General features: G+C 58.9%; 20 protein-coding genes. 2 read left to right on the top strand and 18 right to left on the bottom strand.

Features of this window, described 5'->3' with window-relative positions; translation table 11 throughout:
- Window position 1: 1 nt before the first annotated feature.
- The 4 genes from CCO03_RS08705 to CCO03_RS08695 all read right to left on the bottom strand — a co-directional run bounded on the left by CCO03_RS08705 (window position 2) and on the right by CCO03_RS08695 (window position 2,834).
- Window positions 2-1,690 carry a terminase large subunit gene (locus CCO03_RS08705; protein ID WP_335583039.1) on the bottom strand — a complete coding sequence of 563 codons (1,689 nt, stop codon included), beginning with the start codon at window positions 1,688-1,690 and terminating at the stop codon, window positions 2-4.
- Window positions 1,687-1,905 carry a hypothetical protein gene (locus CCO03_RS19665; protein WP_157667592.1) on the bottom strand — a complete coding sequence of 73 codons (219 nt, stop codon included), beginning with the start codon at window positions 1,903-1,905 and terminating at the stop codon, window positions 1,687-1,689. Before CCO03_RS19665 ends, CCO03_RS08705 begins: the two co-directional genes overlap by 4 nt.
- Before the next feature lie 414 nt (window positions 1,906-2,319).
- On the bottom strand, window positions 2,320-2,463 hold the full coding sequence (locus CCO03_RS20740) for an HNH endonuclease (RefSeq protein WP_418236056.1): 144 nt from the start codon (window positions 2,461-2,463) through the stop codon (window positions 2,320-2,322).
- A 167-nt stretch (window positions 2,464-2,630) separates the two neighbouring features.
- Window positions 2,631-2,834 carry a hypothetical protein gene (locus tag CCO03_RS08695; protein WP_087279928.1) on the bottom strand — a complete coding sequence of 68 codons (204 nt, stop codon included), beginning with the start codon at window positions 2,832-2,834 and terminating at the stop codon, window positions 2,631-2,633.
- Between the two features lie 254 nt (window positions 2,835-3,088).
- On the opposite strand from CCO03_RS08695, the gene CCO03_RS08690 reads away from it, so the two are divergent.
- Window positions 3,089-3,346, top strand: a complete 258-nt coding sequence (locus CCO03_RS08690; protein ID WP_087279925.1) for a type II toxin-antitoxin system RelE family toxin — start codon at window positions 3,089-3,091, stop codon at window positions 3,344-3,346.
- Entirely contained in the window at window positions 3,330-3,659 is a 330-nt protein-coding gene (locus CCO03_RS08685; RefSeq protein ID WP_087279922.1) for a helix-turn-helix domain-containing protein, read from the top strand. Before CCO03_RS08690 ends, CCO03_RS08685 begins: the two co-directional genes overlap by 17 nt.
- Window positions 3,660-4,185: 526 nt before the next feature.
- On the opposite strand, the gene CCO03_RS08680 is transcribed toward CCO03_RS08685, so the two are convergent.
- From CCO03_RS08680 to CCO03_RS19650, 14 genes are all read right to left on the bottom strand, one after another.
- Complete coding sequence (locus CCO03_RS08680) at window positions 4,186-4,389, bottom strand: hypothetical protein (protein WP_087279919.1); 204 nt, start codon at window positions 4,387-4,389, stop codon at window positions 4,186-4,188.
- The gene (locus tag CCO03_RS08675; protein ID WP_087279916.1) at window positions 4,386-4,652 is read right to left on the bottom strand and encodes a hypothetical protein; all 267 of its coding nucleotides are present in this window, start codon (window positions 4,650-4,652) and stop codon (window positions 4,386-4,388) included. The genes CCO03_RS08680 and CCO03_RS08675 overlap by 4 nt, the downstream gene beginning before the upstream one ends.
- A gap of 3 nt (window positions 4,653-4,655) precedes the next feature.
- Complete coding sequence (locus CCO03_RS08670) at window positions 4,656-4,919, bottom strand: hypothetical protein (RefSeq protein WP_157667591.1); 264 nt, start codon at window positions 4,917-4,919, stop codon at window positions 4,656-4,658.
- A 434-nt stretch (window positions 4,920-5,353) separates the two neighbouring features.
- The gene (locus CCO03_RS08665; protein ID WP_087279908.1) at window positions 5,354-5,785 is read right to left on the bottom strand and encodes a type II toxin-antitoxin system HicB family antitoxin; all 432 of its coding nucleotides are present in this window, start codon (window positions 5,783-5,785) and stop codon (window positions 5,354-5,356) included.
- A gap of 137 nt (window positions 5,786-5,922) precedes the next feature.
- The gene (locus tag CCO03_RS08660) at window positions 5,923-6,312 is read right to left on the bottom strand and encodes a hypothetical protein (RefSeq protein ID WP_087279906.1); all 390 of its coding nucleotides are present in this window, start codon (window positions 6,310-6,312) and stop codon (window positions 5,923-5,925) included.
- Window positions 6,309-6,947 (bottom strand): recombination protein NinG, encoded by a 639-nt coding sequence (locus CCO03_RS08655; RefSeq protein ID WP_087279903.1) that lies wholly within the window; start codon window positions 6,945-6,947, stop codon window positions 6,309-6,311. Before CCO03_RS08655 ends, CCO03_RS08660 begins: the two co-directional genes overlap by 4 nt.
- Window positions 6,948-6,969: 22 nt before the next feature.
- Window positions 6,970-7,500, bottom strand: a complete 531-nt coding sequence (locus tag CCO03_RS08650) for an HAD domain-containing protein (RefSeq protein ID WP_087279900.1) — start codon at window positions 7,498-7,500, stop codon at window positions 6,970-6,972.
- Between the two features lie 211 nt (window positions 7,501-7,711).
- A complete protein-coding gene (locus CCO03_RS08645) occupies window positions 7,712-8,149 on the bottom strand; it encodes a recombination protein NinB (RefSeq protein WP_157667590.1) in 438 nt (145 codons plus the stop codon).
- 258 nt (window positions 8,150-8,407) lie between these two features.
- Window positions 8,408-8,641, bottom strand: a complete 234-nt coding sequence (locus tag CCO03_RS19660; protein WP_157667589.1) for a hypothetical protein — start codon at window positions 8,639-8,641, stop codon at window positions 8,408-8,410.
- Window positions 8,634-9,383, bottom strand: a complete 750-nt coding sequence (locus CCO03_RS08640) for a hypothetical protein (protein WP_087279894.1) — start codon at window positions 9,381-9,383, stop codon at window positions 8,634-8,636. Before CCO03_RS08640 ends, CCO03_RS19660 begins: the two co-directional genes overlap by 8 nt.
- A gap of 157 nt (window positions 9,384-9,540) precedes the next feature.
- Window positions 9,541-9,756: a hypothetical protein gene (locus CCO03_RS08635; RefSeq protein WP_087279891.1), complete on the bottom strand. Its 216-nt coding sequence runs from the start codon at window positions 9,754-9,756 to the stop codon at window positions 9,541-9,543.
- Window positions 9,753-11,132 (bottom strand): replicative DNA helicase, encoded by a 1,380-nt coding sequence (locus CCO03_RS08630; RefSeq protein WP_169717461.1) that lies wholly within the window; start codon window positions 11,130-11,132, stop codon window positions 9,753-9,755. The genes CCO03_RS08635 and CCO03_RS08630 overlap by 4 nt, the downstream gene beginning before the upstream one ends.
- Window positions 11,129-12,004 (bottom strand): hypothetical protein, encoded by an 876-nt coding sequence (locus CCO03_RS19655; protein WP_157667588.1) that lies wholly within the window; start codon window positions 12,002-12,004, stop codon window positions 11,129-11,131. The genes CCO03_RS08630 and CCO03_RS19655 overlap by 4 nt, the downstream gene beginning before the upstream one ends.
- Window positions 12,004-12,174 (bottom strand): hypothetical protein, encoded by a 171-nt coding sequence (locus CCO03_RS19650; protein WP_157667587.1) that lies wholly within the window; start codon window positions 12,172-12,174, stop codon window positions 12,004-12,006. Before CCO03_RS19650 ends, CCO03_RS19655 begins: the two co-directional genes overlap by 1 nt.
- Window positions 12,175-12,463 lie beyond the last annotated feature (289 nt).

Raw genomic sequence — 12,463 nt, 5'->3', positions numbered from 1 at the left:
GTCAAACAACAATCGGGTCTCGTATCGCGGCCATGAAGGCGTCGTTGGTCTTCGCTTCAGGGTTCAGCGCCATGAGGGTCACAGCGTTCAATGTCGCCATCACTGGGTCAATCTTTCCGGTGCCGCTGGCTTGCTTTGTGATGAGCTGAGCGTTGCCGGAGGGCACCACCTTGGCGTTACCTACACTCCAGGCCATCATGGGTGAACCGGCATGCTTCAAGTCGCCGGATTCAAGGGCGCGCTCAGCAACGGCCATCGCCCCGGTCAGCTTCCATCCCTGTGAGATGCCGATGATCAGTTCTTCAGGGATGCCTGCCTCAATGAGTGCCGTGTAAACAACCTTGTGGGTGCGCTCCGGGTCCAGGCCAATCCTGGCGAGCAGACCCTCGTCGTACACACGCTTGATCAACCCAGACAACTCCTCGAGGTCTTGCCCTGGTCGTTCAACGATCACCAGGTCACCAGCCCGCTGAAAATCCAAGTACTTGGATTCCTCCGATTTCCGTCTTTCAACGCCAATCGGGTGAACCCATGCTCTGTTCCATAGGGCGAACCGGTTGTTCGTCCCACGGTGACGGCCCTCGACAGCGAGCCCCAACAGGTCATCCAGCCCACCACCATCAATTCCAACCGTGACCACCTCGCATTCGCGCAAGATGAAGTCAAGCGTTATGCGCTTGTCTCCGTTGCGCTCCCAAAAGTCAGCGCCGGTCCAGCGGTCGGAGCGGAGGTTTAGACCGATCTCCACATTGAGATGCTTGGCCAAGAATTCTTTGAATGCCTGCTCACCGTCCTCTTTCGCCTGGCTGTAAAGCTGCGTGATACGCTCAGCATCTACCGACGCGCCCCAATTGGGATTGGTGATGTAAGCGTTCTCGAGGACCAGATGCTCCCCTTTGTCCAGCATGGAGCGCGGAAACTCGTAGATCAGCGGCAGGAACTTGCGGTCCTTGATCTCGCCATCACGTACTCGACGCGCATAGCTCAGTTTGGCTTTGAAAACGCCCGCAGGTGGCTCAGCCGATTGCGTAGTGGCGTAGATCACAAAGCCTTCTGGCCGCGAGGTGAGGCCGCCCGTAGCCTCCAACAGCATGTTGCTGGCCTTGGCCTGCTTGCCGAACTCGTGAAGCTCGTCAACGAACACAAAGCTGGCCTTTTTGCCACTCACAGTGTCACTGTCGGCGGCTACGACCTTCAGGGTTGCACCAGTCTCCAGATGGGTGATCGTGCGGAAGTAGTCCTGAACCTTGAGCAATGCGGACAGCTCTTCGTCAGCTTTGATGAAGTCCCGGATCGGCTTGTAGCTGTTGTCTGCGATTTCCTTTGTCGGCGACAGGATCAGCAGTTCCGCCGACTTGCGCCAGTTCATAAGTAGCGCACACAGCATGATCGCGGCTGCAATCGTGCTCTTTGCGTTCTTCTTGCTCACCATGAGCAGGAATTCATTGATGTGGCGCCGGCCCGTTTCAGGCTCTTCAGCGCCGAACACGACGCGCACGAAGTCACGCAGCCAGGGCAGAGAGGCCTCACCCAGCAGCGGTTCGCCTGCAACATCCGTCAGCCGGAATTCACTGCAGATCGCCCAGGCTGAATCTGCCACCTCTGGATACAGCGGTTCAGGGACGAGGCTCTGGCGTTGGACGATGCGCTTTTCCCAATCGGGGCAACTTGTCGTCCATTCCAGCGTCAAACCTTGCTACCTCCATTGGACACAAGCCGGGGCGGCTCGCGTCGTCCGAACTTTCCTTCGCCGGCTGCCTTCGCTTTGGCTTCAGCGGCCTCCTTCTTGCCGGTGCTCTCGCCCCGCTTGGGGTGCGTGTACTGCACCGCTGCAATTGCAGCCCTGACTTGAATCGTTGTCGCGTCAACGTGACCGAGCGCTATCCGCTTCAGAAGCTCAAGCATGTCGGCCTCTGCCTTTGGCGCCTCAATAACCACTGGCACCGCTTTCGGTTTGGGCTTCCTGCCCGCGCCTGGCCGTGCGCCGCCTGAATTCGCCCGAGGTCCGCCGCTGCGTCCTTTCACTCCTGCCATATGCTGATTCCTGCTGAATTCGGGGCCATTTTTTTGCGCGTGCGTAACCAGGCGGTTTCCCACCCAAAATTGCCTAAACTTTACGCACCCCCCGGGGGTACTAGGGGGGAGTATATGACCGGGTTTACCCCCTAGCCTCCACCCCTTCGCCCCAATGCCTCCCAGGCTTGTCCAGGGGACTCAGGACACGTTGAATCACTCGCGTTGGGCATCCACCTTGCGTCTCGCCCTTCGCCTCGCTATGCCTCTCTGGAGGCCTCGGTGTGGAATCGGATTCCAGTCCCATCACCCCTTTGCCCGCTGGTGAGCCTCCCGTGCCGACTTCTCCCGGTGGCATGGGTCCTTACACAGTGGCTGTAGGTTGCTCTCTGCATTGCTGCCGCCTTGCTCACGGGGCACGATGTGATCACACTCCCACGCCCCCGGCATGAGCACCCTGTCGCACGCTGCGCACCTGTAGCCGTGTCGCAATGCCACCCTCTCCCGCTTGGCCATCCAGCCAGAGCCGCGCTCCATCTCTGTGGCACCCGCCTTCACGTCCAGTATCCGGACCTTGTTCGTCAGGGTCGGTAGCGTTGAGCGGAGCGTCTTGAGCGTCACTTCTTCGCCTTGGGCTCGGCCTTGACCTCGACCACCGGATCTGGCTCAACCACCTTGGGCCGGCCCATCTCGGCAATCACCTGCTCCTTTGCATACTGGCGCATGGCTGCTGCGTGGATGTCGTTTGCCCGCGTAAGGTCGTGTCCATTGACCTTGAGCCAGTCCTGTACTTGGACTTCAATCGATATCGGCTGCGTCATTTCGTTTATTCCGTGGGTGTCCTGAGCAAAAGCGTTCCGGGAGGGGTTGGAGCATTAGGGAATGGAACGGTGTCGTTCTTCCACAATGGTGGACGAAAAGGGGGCACTTGATAGCTCTGTTCACTCCCTCGTTTGCGTCTCGCTGTTAGCGCCCCAACAACGATGCCCAGAAGGAGCACGACACCAAGCACAAGAAGATCACATTTCATTAGATTTCACTTGCTTTATCTAATGTATATCGTATAATTGAGCCCATGAACACGATCAACTGGCAGACCAAAGCACTGAAGCAGATGCGCAAGATACCCGCCAAGAGCGGCGCAGCCATCCGCGAAGCAGTGACCACCGAACTGTCAGACCTGAGCACGGCTCGCAACGTGAAGAAGCTGACCAACCATGTGTTTGGCTACCGTCTGCGCGTTGGTAACTACCGCGTGTTTTTTGAGTTCGACGGTGCTGTCCGCATCGTCACCATTGAAGAGGTGAAGAAGCGCGATGAACAAACCTACTAACTTTCAGACCATCCTCGGGGCGGATGGTCGCCCTGCCTTCGTTGTCGTGCCCTATGACGAATTCCTGAAGGCGTTTGAGCAATCGGGTGAACTGGTGCCAGACGCCGTTGTACGTCTCGCTTTCGACGGCGAGATGAGCCCTGCCAAAGCCTGGCGCACCCATCTCGAACTGACTCAAGCCGAAGTGGCCAGCCGCATGGGCATCACCCAAGGGGCTTATGCCCAACTCGAAGCAAGCCAAAATCTACGCAAGTCCTCGCGCGAGAAGATCGCTGCGGCCCTGGGGATCACGCCTGGTCAACTGGACTTCTGAGTAGCTCATGCCTGAGCCTCATTGGGTTGATGGTGGCCGGCGCTGAACCTCCGGCATGCGGGTGGGATTGCTCTTCCGCAAACCTTGCTGGATCACCCAACTGCAGTCGGGCGCCAGTGCTAGCGAATCAGCCTTCGCATTCACCATCACGGCTGCACCCTGTTGCGCATCCACCGGAAACCCCCAGCAGTCAAGGTGCATACGTGATGGCGCCGGGGCTTGCACCCGGCAGCTTGTCAGGGCTTCCCCCCGCTGCCAATCAAACTTGGGCTGTCGCTTTGTCGTGATTGATCTGCCCAGGATTTGAAATCCCAGGACTTCGGGGTTTTCACCCGCAACACCCCAGGTCCGTGTTAGGGCGGGGGCTGATGGTGGCCGGAGTTGAACCGGCTACTGTTCATGCGGACATACCAACTAAACACACCATCATCGAAACGCCCCTGCTTGGTACTGAGGGGAGTTGAACCGGCTTTCGGCCTAGAGACGTTTCAATGAAGGCTCCGGGCTTTACCCGGATGGATGATCGCTACCCCATGGCCTCGTCTTGGATGCACAGCCGGACATCCTCCAGCAGATACCTTGGCGCTTTCGATGCGAACAATCGGACCTCGACCCAATGGACATCGATGCTTGATCGCATGCCAGTGGCCCTGTGAAACTCGGCCATCGCCTCGCGCACCTTAGCGGCGGCGATCTGGGCATGCTCTTGGATCTGGTCACGAGGGGTCATGCTTCATCTCTTGCGAAGTAGATGCGATCAGCAATCACCGTCATTTCGCGCACCTCGGCCCACTCCTGATCGGTCATGACGCCCAGGTCAAGGAAGTCGCTCACATCCAAGTAGTGCTTGGCCCAGGCGGTTCGGCAAGTGTTCAACTGCTCGCCCAACTCTGGACATAGCCACAGGGCCAGTTTCTTTCTGATGCTCATGGCTAGCTTCTCGGATGCGGGTTCGCCGTCAAACAGAATCTTGCCGTCTTGCTTGGATGCCATGGGTCAACCCGTCACCGTGTGTAGCCAGGGCTTGAGCAACGCCCACGCGGCCGGTATTGCCCAGTAGAACAGCGAGAACAGGCCGAAGACACCTAGCACCGCCAAGACTGCCAGGACTGAAGTCAGCCCGTCCAAGTCGATGTACCCACGTTGCGTTTTCATGATGGGTGCCTCACCAGTTTCAGCCCTGAACGGATTAGAGGGCTGGGATTCGAACCCAGGCAGACCGACGTATTGGCTCTCGGCGCCACGCAGATCCTTTTGCATCGAGTCACCCTTAATCCTCTCGGGCACCCTCTAAATCGGGGTGCTGCGGCAACAGGGCCAGAGACAGGAGGGAGTTCATAGCGATTCCCTGCGCCGCAGCAAAACTTAGACAAGTAACTTCATCCGAAGCGACGGAACCAAGGCGCCTGCGTAATGGGCTGCTTCTGCTCCGGCTTGTGAGCCTGCTTGCCCTTGGCCGCTGGAATGATGTTTCGACACTTCTTGCACATGGCTATTGGCCTCAGCAAAGCAAAAAGCCCGGAGCGGTGAAGCATCCGGGCTTTATGGGGGTTGGAGCCGAAACTGTTGGGTTGATTGAGTGCCAGCCACCGAAACCGAGGTTTCTTCAGAGCGCACTGCTCCTAGCTGGCTAGGTCTCTATGCGTATTCGCTCAACCGATGGCAGCGAGTGTGCCACAAATCAGCAGCGTGTGTCAACACTTTTTGAGGCTGTGCTGCAAACTCCATCCAAGCGCTGCAAAGGCTCGGTCCAATGTATCCACCTTCGTGGCATGCGTCAGGTTCAAAACGCGTGTCATCTCTTGCGGCTTTACATGAATCAACTTAGCCAGGTCAGCAGGCCGTACCAACTGCTCTTGCATCTTGGCGATCAGATCCAGCTTCACCCGGACGAGAAATGCGACCCTCACCATCTCCTCGCCTTTGATCGGCTTGGAAGGTTCAGGCGGCATCTCTCGTTTTGAAATGGCCTCATTCATCGCCAGCGCCAGGACATCAGCTGCCATCTCCCTGGCTTCTTCTTTGCTGTCGCCTTGCGTGATCGCCGCTGGCCAATCACGAAACGTCACGACATAAATGCCGTCTTCCAGGCTGAAGTGAGCCGGGTACTCATCAAAAAATTTCATGTCTTTACCGTGAGCATGTGAAGCGGCCCCGAAGGGCCTTTAAGTGGTTACAGACCTAGTTGGCTTTTCACTGCCTTCTCGGTCCCCTTTGCAAGCTCGTTTGAGTCATGACGCAACATTTTTGTTTATTTCAACCCTCACACTCCCTGATTCAGCAGCAGTTGCCGCGCCGCCGTGAGCAGGGTCCATAGGCCATCTGTCGAAAGCCCCAATGCCTTCGCCATCCGGACCGGAGACGAGGGCTTGATGTAGCACCAGCTCAGCACATGGCGGTGGCGCTCGGGCAACTTCGCGACGCCTGCCGCAATCCGGGTTGCATCTACCTGGTCGGCATCAATCGCCACAGGCACGCCAGCCTCAGCCCGCCCGACCCTGGGCATGAGCCGGAACATGGGTGACGTGCCAATCGTGGCCACATCCCGGCCGCACCACTTCGCCCAATTTGTGAGGCGCTTGTCGATGGCCCGATGCGATTCATGGACCTTGCCGAAGTCCACTGCTGCCCGCTTTTCCTTCGTCGTGTTCACTCGCGCTCCTTCATCAACTGCTTGGTCTTCACTCGGTACTCATCCTTGATGGCATCAATTTGCTCAGCGGTGTACTGCCTCAGCGTGTTGTCTGCCTCGAGCTCCTCCACGAAGGGCTGACCATATCGAGCGATCAGGCCGGCACGGAACCCGATTGCGTTCCCGTGTAGGTGGGTATTGCAGGGAGCGCACTGCCGGTGGATATTGCGAGGGTCTAAGGACAGATGTAGAGCGGAGCCGCGGCTCCTGTAGTGGCCGGCATGCCATTGGCCCTCATGAAATCGACCGCATGAGATGCACGGCAGGTCGGCATCACGCAACCTTACGTATGCATTCACTTGGACTTGAGCTCGAGCGCGGCGCTGGGACAGCGTGAGCGCCTTCTCCTTGCGCGTCTTGACCTTCGCCCGCTCCTCCGCTTTGTCCTGGCGCACCTTCTTCACGGCACATCGGGGCGAGCAGACAGCCTGCATGGGCTTTGTGGGCACGAACGGCTTTGAGCAGGCTTTGCAGGATCTGGGCTTGGGATTGAATGGGTTCAAGGCTGCGATCCACACGAAGAAAGCATTGCGAAAAACGCAACCAGCGCCAGTGACCCCGATTTGTTGCGGTCGCTTCCCATCGCGATCGGCCATGTAAGTAGACACAAAATGAAAGTCATTGAGCGCCCTCCCCGATCAAAATAGCAATTGGCTTGCGGGCATCCTCACGCGCCTTCCACTCCCGGTCCCGCGCCGCCCCGCTGAATGGCGACTCGCCGAACAGAGCACATACCTTGGAGAAGTCGGTCCAGGTCAGCCCCTCTTTGGCGTTGGTCTTGATGAACCGCTCTTGCTGGCTGTCGAGCATGTCGGAGTCGTCGTCCAAGATGACGTAGGCCTCAATGTCGTCGTTGGCATCAAGCCAAGCCTGGATTTCTTCACCTCGCTTGGTGTGCAGACGAGGTGTCGAGTCGATCACAGGCAGATCGAATGCCTTGGCGAAGTCCTCAGGCTTGTTCCAGGCACGCCAAGCGCTCGACATGACGATCTGAACGCCGGACGAATCGCAAAGCCGCTGGAGCAGCTTGATGGCAATCCAGTCGAAGCCTTCACGCGAGGTGAGTTCGTGCGGATAGCCGCCGAGCGCTGCGCATGACTTGACGCTGTTCAGCACGCCATCAACGTCTAGGAACAGGATTTTTCTCATATCGCACCCCACCGCAACCGATACTTGTCATCGGATTGGAACGAAGCAACACGACCACACCCTTCCAGCGGACACATGACGCGCCAGTAATCGCCATCACGCTGATCTGGCACGTAGGTGGCTTGCGTTTTGTCACACTCGAACACCGTTCCGCAGTGCGTGCAGCGAAACCGCAGTACTGTTGAGGGGACGTGTCCTTTGATGATGATCTTCACTGATAGTCCTCCCATTGCTTGCCCGCCTGGGGCACCACTCCATGGTCAGCCGCCCAGGCCATGACGAACTCGGATAGCTCTGCGCACTCTGCCCGCGTGAGTTGGCTTGTGCGCCTGAAAACAACGTCAATGCCGTGGCCGTCAATCGCCGGCAGCAGTTCGACTTGCTCACCCCTGGTACGCAACCAGGCTGCGGTGAGGAGACGCTTCCATGTGTCTGTGTCTCGCTTGGCCCCCGCCCACTCGACCTGCTTGGAGATCTCGCTGAGCATCGCGTGTAGCAGTCGGTTCTGCGCGTCGCTGCGTGTCTCGGCCTTGAGGACGAGCTTCATGCGATGACCCGCGATCAGCATCGCCTTGGTCAGTTGCCATGCTTCCTGAATGACCTGGTGTGCCTGGGCTGGATTGACCAGACGAGCATCAATCGTTTCCATGCTTCGCCCTCCTCGCCGCCTCAGCTGCAGCCATCGCACCGCGCTCATGAAAGATCAGGTCGAACTGCTTGACCACGGATCTAGGCGCCTTGTGCTGGCAGTCCTTGGGACAACGTGGGTCGGTCGCACCATGCAGCGCGTCCAGGCTGGTGCGGCAGTAGCCGTACGAGATCGCCCAAGCCGCACTAGGAGGGATGGCACGGGCGTGGCAAGGGTAAGGGTCAGCGGCGTTGGAGTGATGCGCGGAGGGCGCGTCACTCAGGCTTTGGTCTGCTGGCATTTTTCCTCCCTCAACCCAAGCATGTTCCAGAGCCGGGCGTTCTCTGCCTTTAGTGCTTCGTTCTCGGCTTTCATCGCCTTGAATTCCGCAAGCCATGGCGCAAGTCCAGCCCTGAGAGCCATCTCAACCGCCTCTTCTTGTGCGCGCCGTGATGGACGCCTAGGTGCCTCACGCTCGCCGGCCCCAAACAGATCGCCGATGAAGTCAAGCATTCGGCACCTCCGTGGTGTAGGCGACGACATCCTCCCACCACCAACTCTCTGCGGCTTCTCGCATCGAATACCAATCGCGCTCCTCTCGCTCTTCTCTCAGCAAGACATCCACCATGACGCCCGGATGATCTACAGGGCACGCCACGCACCCCTCTGGAACCTCGATCCAATTTCTGTCATCTGGATACCAAGGCTTGGACTCCGGATCAACCACCGGCAGGCTCACCAGATCGGGCTTGGAGCGCAACGGCTGGACACCACCTGCGCCGATACTTTCGAGTTCGTAGGCTTGGACAACCAGTGTCGTGGCAGCCACTGCTGCAATGGCTGAATGTGGATGCTCCTCCATGAGCGCGTCGGCCAGCTCGGGCACGGTGGGTGCACGAATCGGTTCGATCGGCTGCGCACTGTCAGCCAGCTCTCCTTTGACCGGCAACGTTCCAGCCCCCCAGGTATCCAGCGCAATCACTGCGCCAGCCAGGTAGTTGATCGCCCCCAGCAGCTCGGCTTGTGCCCGTGGTGCCGGCAGCCCCCGAGCCTCGATCGCCTTCTTTCGCGCCTGGAACAAGAAGCCGTCAATGCTCCCCTGCTCACGGTTGATCGTCTGCATCGGCTGCTCATGGAAAGGCAGTCCGTTGGCGTGACGCTCATGGCCCTTGCCACCCGCTGCCTGCTCGTATGCGGCCTGCAGAACTTCGGCCAGCTTCTCGTAACCCGGAACATTCATTTCTTGTGCCTTCATCTCGCGTCCCTCAATCTCAAAACTCGGTTAGGTAGTTGCAGATCCGCCTGCTGCCGCACCACCCGCCTTCCTCCCAGCGTGCATTCGATGCATCGGAAGCGATGTGGCGTGTAGAACTCGCTCTCGGCCTTGTCATGGCCGCAGGCCTTGCAGCGCTTCACAGGGCCTCCATCAAGACGATGTGCTGAAGGAACCTGTCGGTGACTGTCACCAGCTCACGTTCGCCGTCCTCGTAGCGCATCAACACCGTCCGATCCTTCATGAACCGCTCGGGCCGGGCACGTCGGCCAGAGGGCATGCGGATGGGGTTGGCGAAGTCGCTGAGCGCGCCGAGATTGGCGAGGAATTCGGGTGCTGCATCAGACAGGTTCATTCAAAGCCTCCTCGTTTCTTGATGGGTGCTGCCGCGCCATTGCTGGGCGGTTCGCCGTACCAGCCGTCAAAGCGGGTCTGGTCACCGATGTAGGCCGCATGCACGGTCCCGCATCGGCCTTGGCGGTTCTTGGCCACGATCAGCTCTGCATGGCCCTTCCACTGCGGGCCAGCCTTGGGATTTGCGCGCTCCTCGCGGTGCACGAAAAGGATTACGTCCGCGTCCTGCTCAATCTCGCCCGAGTCACGAAGGTCGGACATCAACGGGCGCGACCCAGCGCCACGTTGCTCCACTGCGCGGTTCAGTTGCGCCAGGCACAGCACCACGCAGTCCAGCTCCTTGGCCATCGCTTTCAAGCCGCGGGAAATCTCACCTAGCTGCTGGTTGCGGGTTTCCTTGCTATTTGTCGAACCCATCAGGCCGATGTAGTCCACCACCAAAATGTCCAGGCCTCGGCTACGCTTGTGCTTCCTGGCACGCGATCGGATTTGCTGGATGGTCAGCCCTGGCTTGTCTGTTGCACAGAACTTTCGCAGCCGTGCTGCCTCGACAGCCTCAAGCACCTTGTCGAATGACGTGTCACGCTTTGGCTGGATCACTTCATCCAGAGCCATGCGGCCCAAGATGGCAGTTTGGCGATCACGCAATTCCGTGAGCGGCATCTCCAACGAGAACATGGACGTTGGGTGCTCGATGGACAGGTGCATGGCCATCGACAGGGCCAACGCTGTTTTGCCCATGGAAGGACGACCTGCCACGATCACCAACGCGCCCGGACGAAGGCCACCATTCAGCAGTCGGTCCAGATCGCTCAGGCCCGTTCCCCATCCCTGCACTTTGCCGTCCTGGCGCTGCTCGAGCAAAGCTGAGTGCGCCACCAGGCCCTCGTGGATTTCGCTCCACTCGTCATCCTCGCCAGCATCAACCTCAAGCCGCGCCAGATGCTCCTGCGCTTCAACGATCCGATCACTGATGGGCCGGCTGGTGTCATGCGCCAGGTCGTAAATCTGGCCGCTGGCGTCAGAAAGACGACGAGCTTGGTACGCATCCACGATCAGCTCGACATAGCGGAGCAGCGTCCCTGCGCTCGGCGTGAACTGCTGGCTCAACTCGGTCAGGTATACCAAATCAAATTTGCCGGCGCCCGCCTCGAAGATCGTCACCACATCACAGGCCAGACCTTTTGCCAGTTGGCTATTCAGCTCGGCAAAGACGGCGCGGAGCTTCTCATCCGCGAAGTGCTCAGGGCGAAGCCTATCAACCAGGTCAAACAGGCCATTGCTGTTCAGCAGCGCGCCAACAACACCGAATTCGGCCTCACGGGCGGCGATCGAAGCAGGCTGCTGACCCAGCAGGAAATCGTCAGCGGCGTTCATGCAGCCTCCCGGATTTCGTAGTTGCCCTGAAGCACCTTGGCGAAGTTCTCGGCCTTGCACAGCCACGCCAGATCGGCCGTCCATTGCCTGCCGTTTTTGCCAACAAGGTGCGGGCACTCAGCGACATAGGCGAACAGGCGGTCGAAGAAGTCAATCGCTTCGGCCTTGGTCGTCGCGTATCGGGCACCGCCAGCCTTCTTTGCCGTCATGACCCACTTCCACCGCGCGGCCAGGGCTTGCGCCCGCGTTCCAGTCCACAGCTCCAGTCGGGGTTGCGGCAACTCGGGCAGGCGTTCAGCGAACAGGGCCAGGATTTCGCGATGCGGACAGGAAGGCAGAGATGTCGATTCCTCGTCGTGCCGCACTTCGTCGTCGGCCTCAGCCGATGACAAAAGAGCGTTAGCTCTTTCTTCCTGTTCCTGTTCCTGGTTAAGAAAGGGTTCGGAAAGGGTTCCGGAACTGCTCTTTTCCCGCTTTGCCGAAGAACCAAGATGCTCGACGCAAACCCTTTGGAAATCGGCCAGCCAAGCGCACTGTTCAGGCACTTGAGTCACAACTTTGGACGCCGCCTTGCGTTGGTTGGGGTTCTCAGGTGGGTTCCACTCGAGATGCTTCACAACCCACACCCATTTCGTCTTGGCACAACGCTTGGCGAAACCCTTCGCGAACAGTTCCACAAACCCTTGTTGAACCCTTTCCGAAGACCATTGCAAGTCCTCGCAGGCATAGCCATCAGGCAAACGGAACACGCCTGCAATGGTCCCGTGCGGGCAGGTCAAGAGGTACAAGGCAAGAGTTCGCCCGTCTTCAGACAAGTCCCGCACGGTTTCGCTCGTCCAAAACTGTGTGTGTACTTTCCCGTAGTCGCGCATCACACACCTCCACGCGGCTGGTTTGACATGATCTGTGCTTGCATTAGAATTGCATTCATCTTTCGCAAAAAGAAGTAAGCCCTTGTGCGGTTGCCGCCGCAGTAGGCTTGCACCATCAAATCGCCTGCACGTCGCGCCAACGACCGCAGGCGTTTTTCTTTGTCGATCACAATGCCTCCCACACGCGTGCGCCACCGCGCTTCACAGGTTCACCATTAAGGGTCTGGACCTGGGCCTTGCCATCACGCTTCAGCTCAGGAAGGCGCCGGTCAAGCCGGACCACGGTTAGGCCTGTCAGCTCTTGCAGTTCGTGGGCCGTGGCAGGTCCACGCGCATGCAGTGCAGCCAGAATTCGCTCGCAGTGGCAAGGGGCGAACCGGGGTGTTGATTCGGCGGCACGGATTGAGGTGATGGGGTCAGAGGCTCGGACAAGGGTGTGCATGGCGGTGGGCTTTTTGA

The organism is Comamonas serinivorans (genome assembly GCF_002158865.1).
Classification (GTDB): Bacteria; Pseudomonadota; Gammaproteobacteria; order Burkholderiales; family Burkholderiaceae_C; genus Comamonas_E; species Comamonas_E serinivorans.
The sequence above is the reverse complement of the archived record's forward strand: the minus strand, read 5'-3'. Positions and strand labels throughout refer to the sequence as shown.

Excerpts from the sequence above, each read along its gene's own strand:
- CCO03_RS19665 (WP_157667592.1), bottom strand. The coding sequence starts at position 1,905 with ATGCTTGAGCTTCTGAAGCGGATAGCGCTCGGTCACGTTGACGCGACA.
- CCO03_RS20740 (WP_418236056.1), bottom strand. The coding sequence starts at position 2,463 with ATGCCGGGGGCGTGGGAGTGTGATCACATCGTGCCCCGTGAGCAAGGC.
- CCO03_RS08695 (WP_087279928.1), bottom strand. The coding sequence starts at position 2,834 with ATGACGCAGCCGATATCGATTGAAGTCCAAGTACAGGACTGGCTCAAG.
- CCO03_RS08690 (WP_087279925.1), top strand. The coding sequence starts at position 3,089 with ATGAACACGATCAACTGGCAGACCAAAGCACTGAAGCAGATGCGCAAG.
- CCO03_RS08685 (WP_087279922.1), top strand. The coding sequence starts at position 3,330 with ATGAACAAACCTACTAACTTTCAGACCATCCTCGGGGCGGATGGTCGC.
- CCO03_RS08680 (WP_087279919.1), bottom strand. The coding sequence starts at position 4,389 with ATGACCCCTCGTGACCAGATCCAAGAGCATGCCCAGATCGCCGCCGCT.
- CCO03_RS08675 (WP_087279916.1), bottom strand. The coding sequence starts at position 4,652 with ATGGCATCCAAGCAAGACGGCAAGATTCTGTTTGACGGCGAACCCGCA.
- CCO03_RS08670 (WP_157667591.1), bottom strand. The coding sequence starts at position 4,919 with ATGCAAAAGGATCTGCGTGGCGCCGAGAGCCAATACGTCGGTCTGCCT.
- CCO03_RS08665 (WP_087279908.1), bottom strand. The coding sequence starts at position 5,785 with ATGAAATTTTTTGATGAGTACCCGGCTCACTTCAGCCTGGAAGACGGC.
- CCO03_RS08655 (WP_087279903.1), bottom strand. The coding sequence starts at position 6,947 with ATGGCCGATCGCGATGGGAAGCGACCGCAACAAATCGGGGTCACTGGC.
- CCO03_RS08650 (WP_087279900.1), bottom strand. The coding sequence starts at position 7,500 with ATGAGAAAAATCCTGTTCCTAGACGTTGATGGCGTGCTGAACAGCGTC.
- CCO03_RS08645 (WP_157667590.1), bottom strand. The coding sequence starts at position 8,149 with ATGGAAACGATTGATGCTCGTCTGGTCAATCCAGCCCAGGCACACCAG.
- CCO03_RS19660 (WP_157667589.1), bottom strand. The coding sequence starts at position 8,641 with ATGCTTGACTTCATCGGCGATCTGTTTGGGGCCGGCGAGCGTGAGGCA.
- CCO03_RS08640 (WP_087279894.1), bottom strand. The coding sequence starts at position 9,383 with ATGAAGGCACAAGAAATGAATGTTCCGGGTTACGAGAAGCTGGCCGAA.
- CCO03_RS08635 (WP_087279891.1), bottom strand. The coding sequence starts at position 9,756 with ATGAACCTGTCTGATGCAGCACCCGAATTCCTCGCCAATCTCGGCGCG.
- CCO03_RS08630 (WP_169717461.1), bottom strand. The coding sequence starts at position 11,132 with ATGAACGCCGCTGACGATTTCCTGCTGGGTCAGCAGCCTGCTTCGATC.
- CCO03_RS19655 (WP_157667588.1), bottom strand. The coding sequence starts at position 12,004 with ATGCGCGACTACGGGAAAGTACACACACAGTTTTGGACGAGCGAAACC.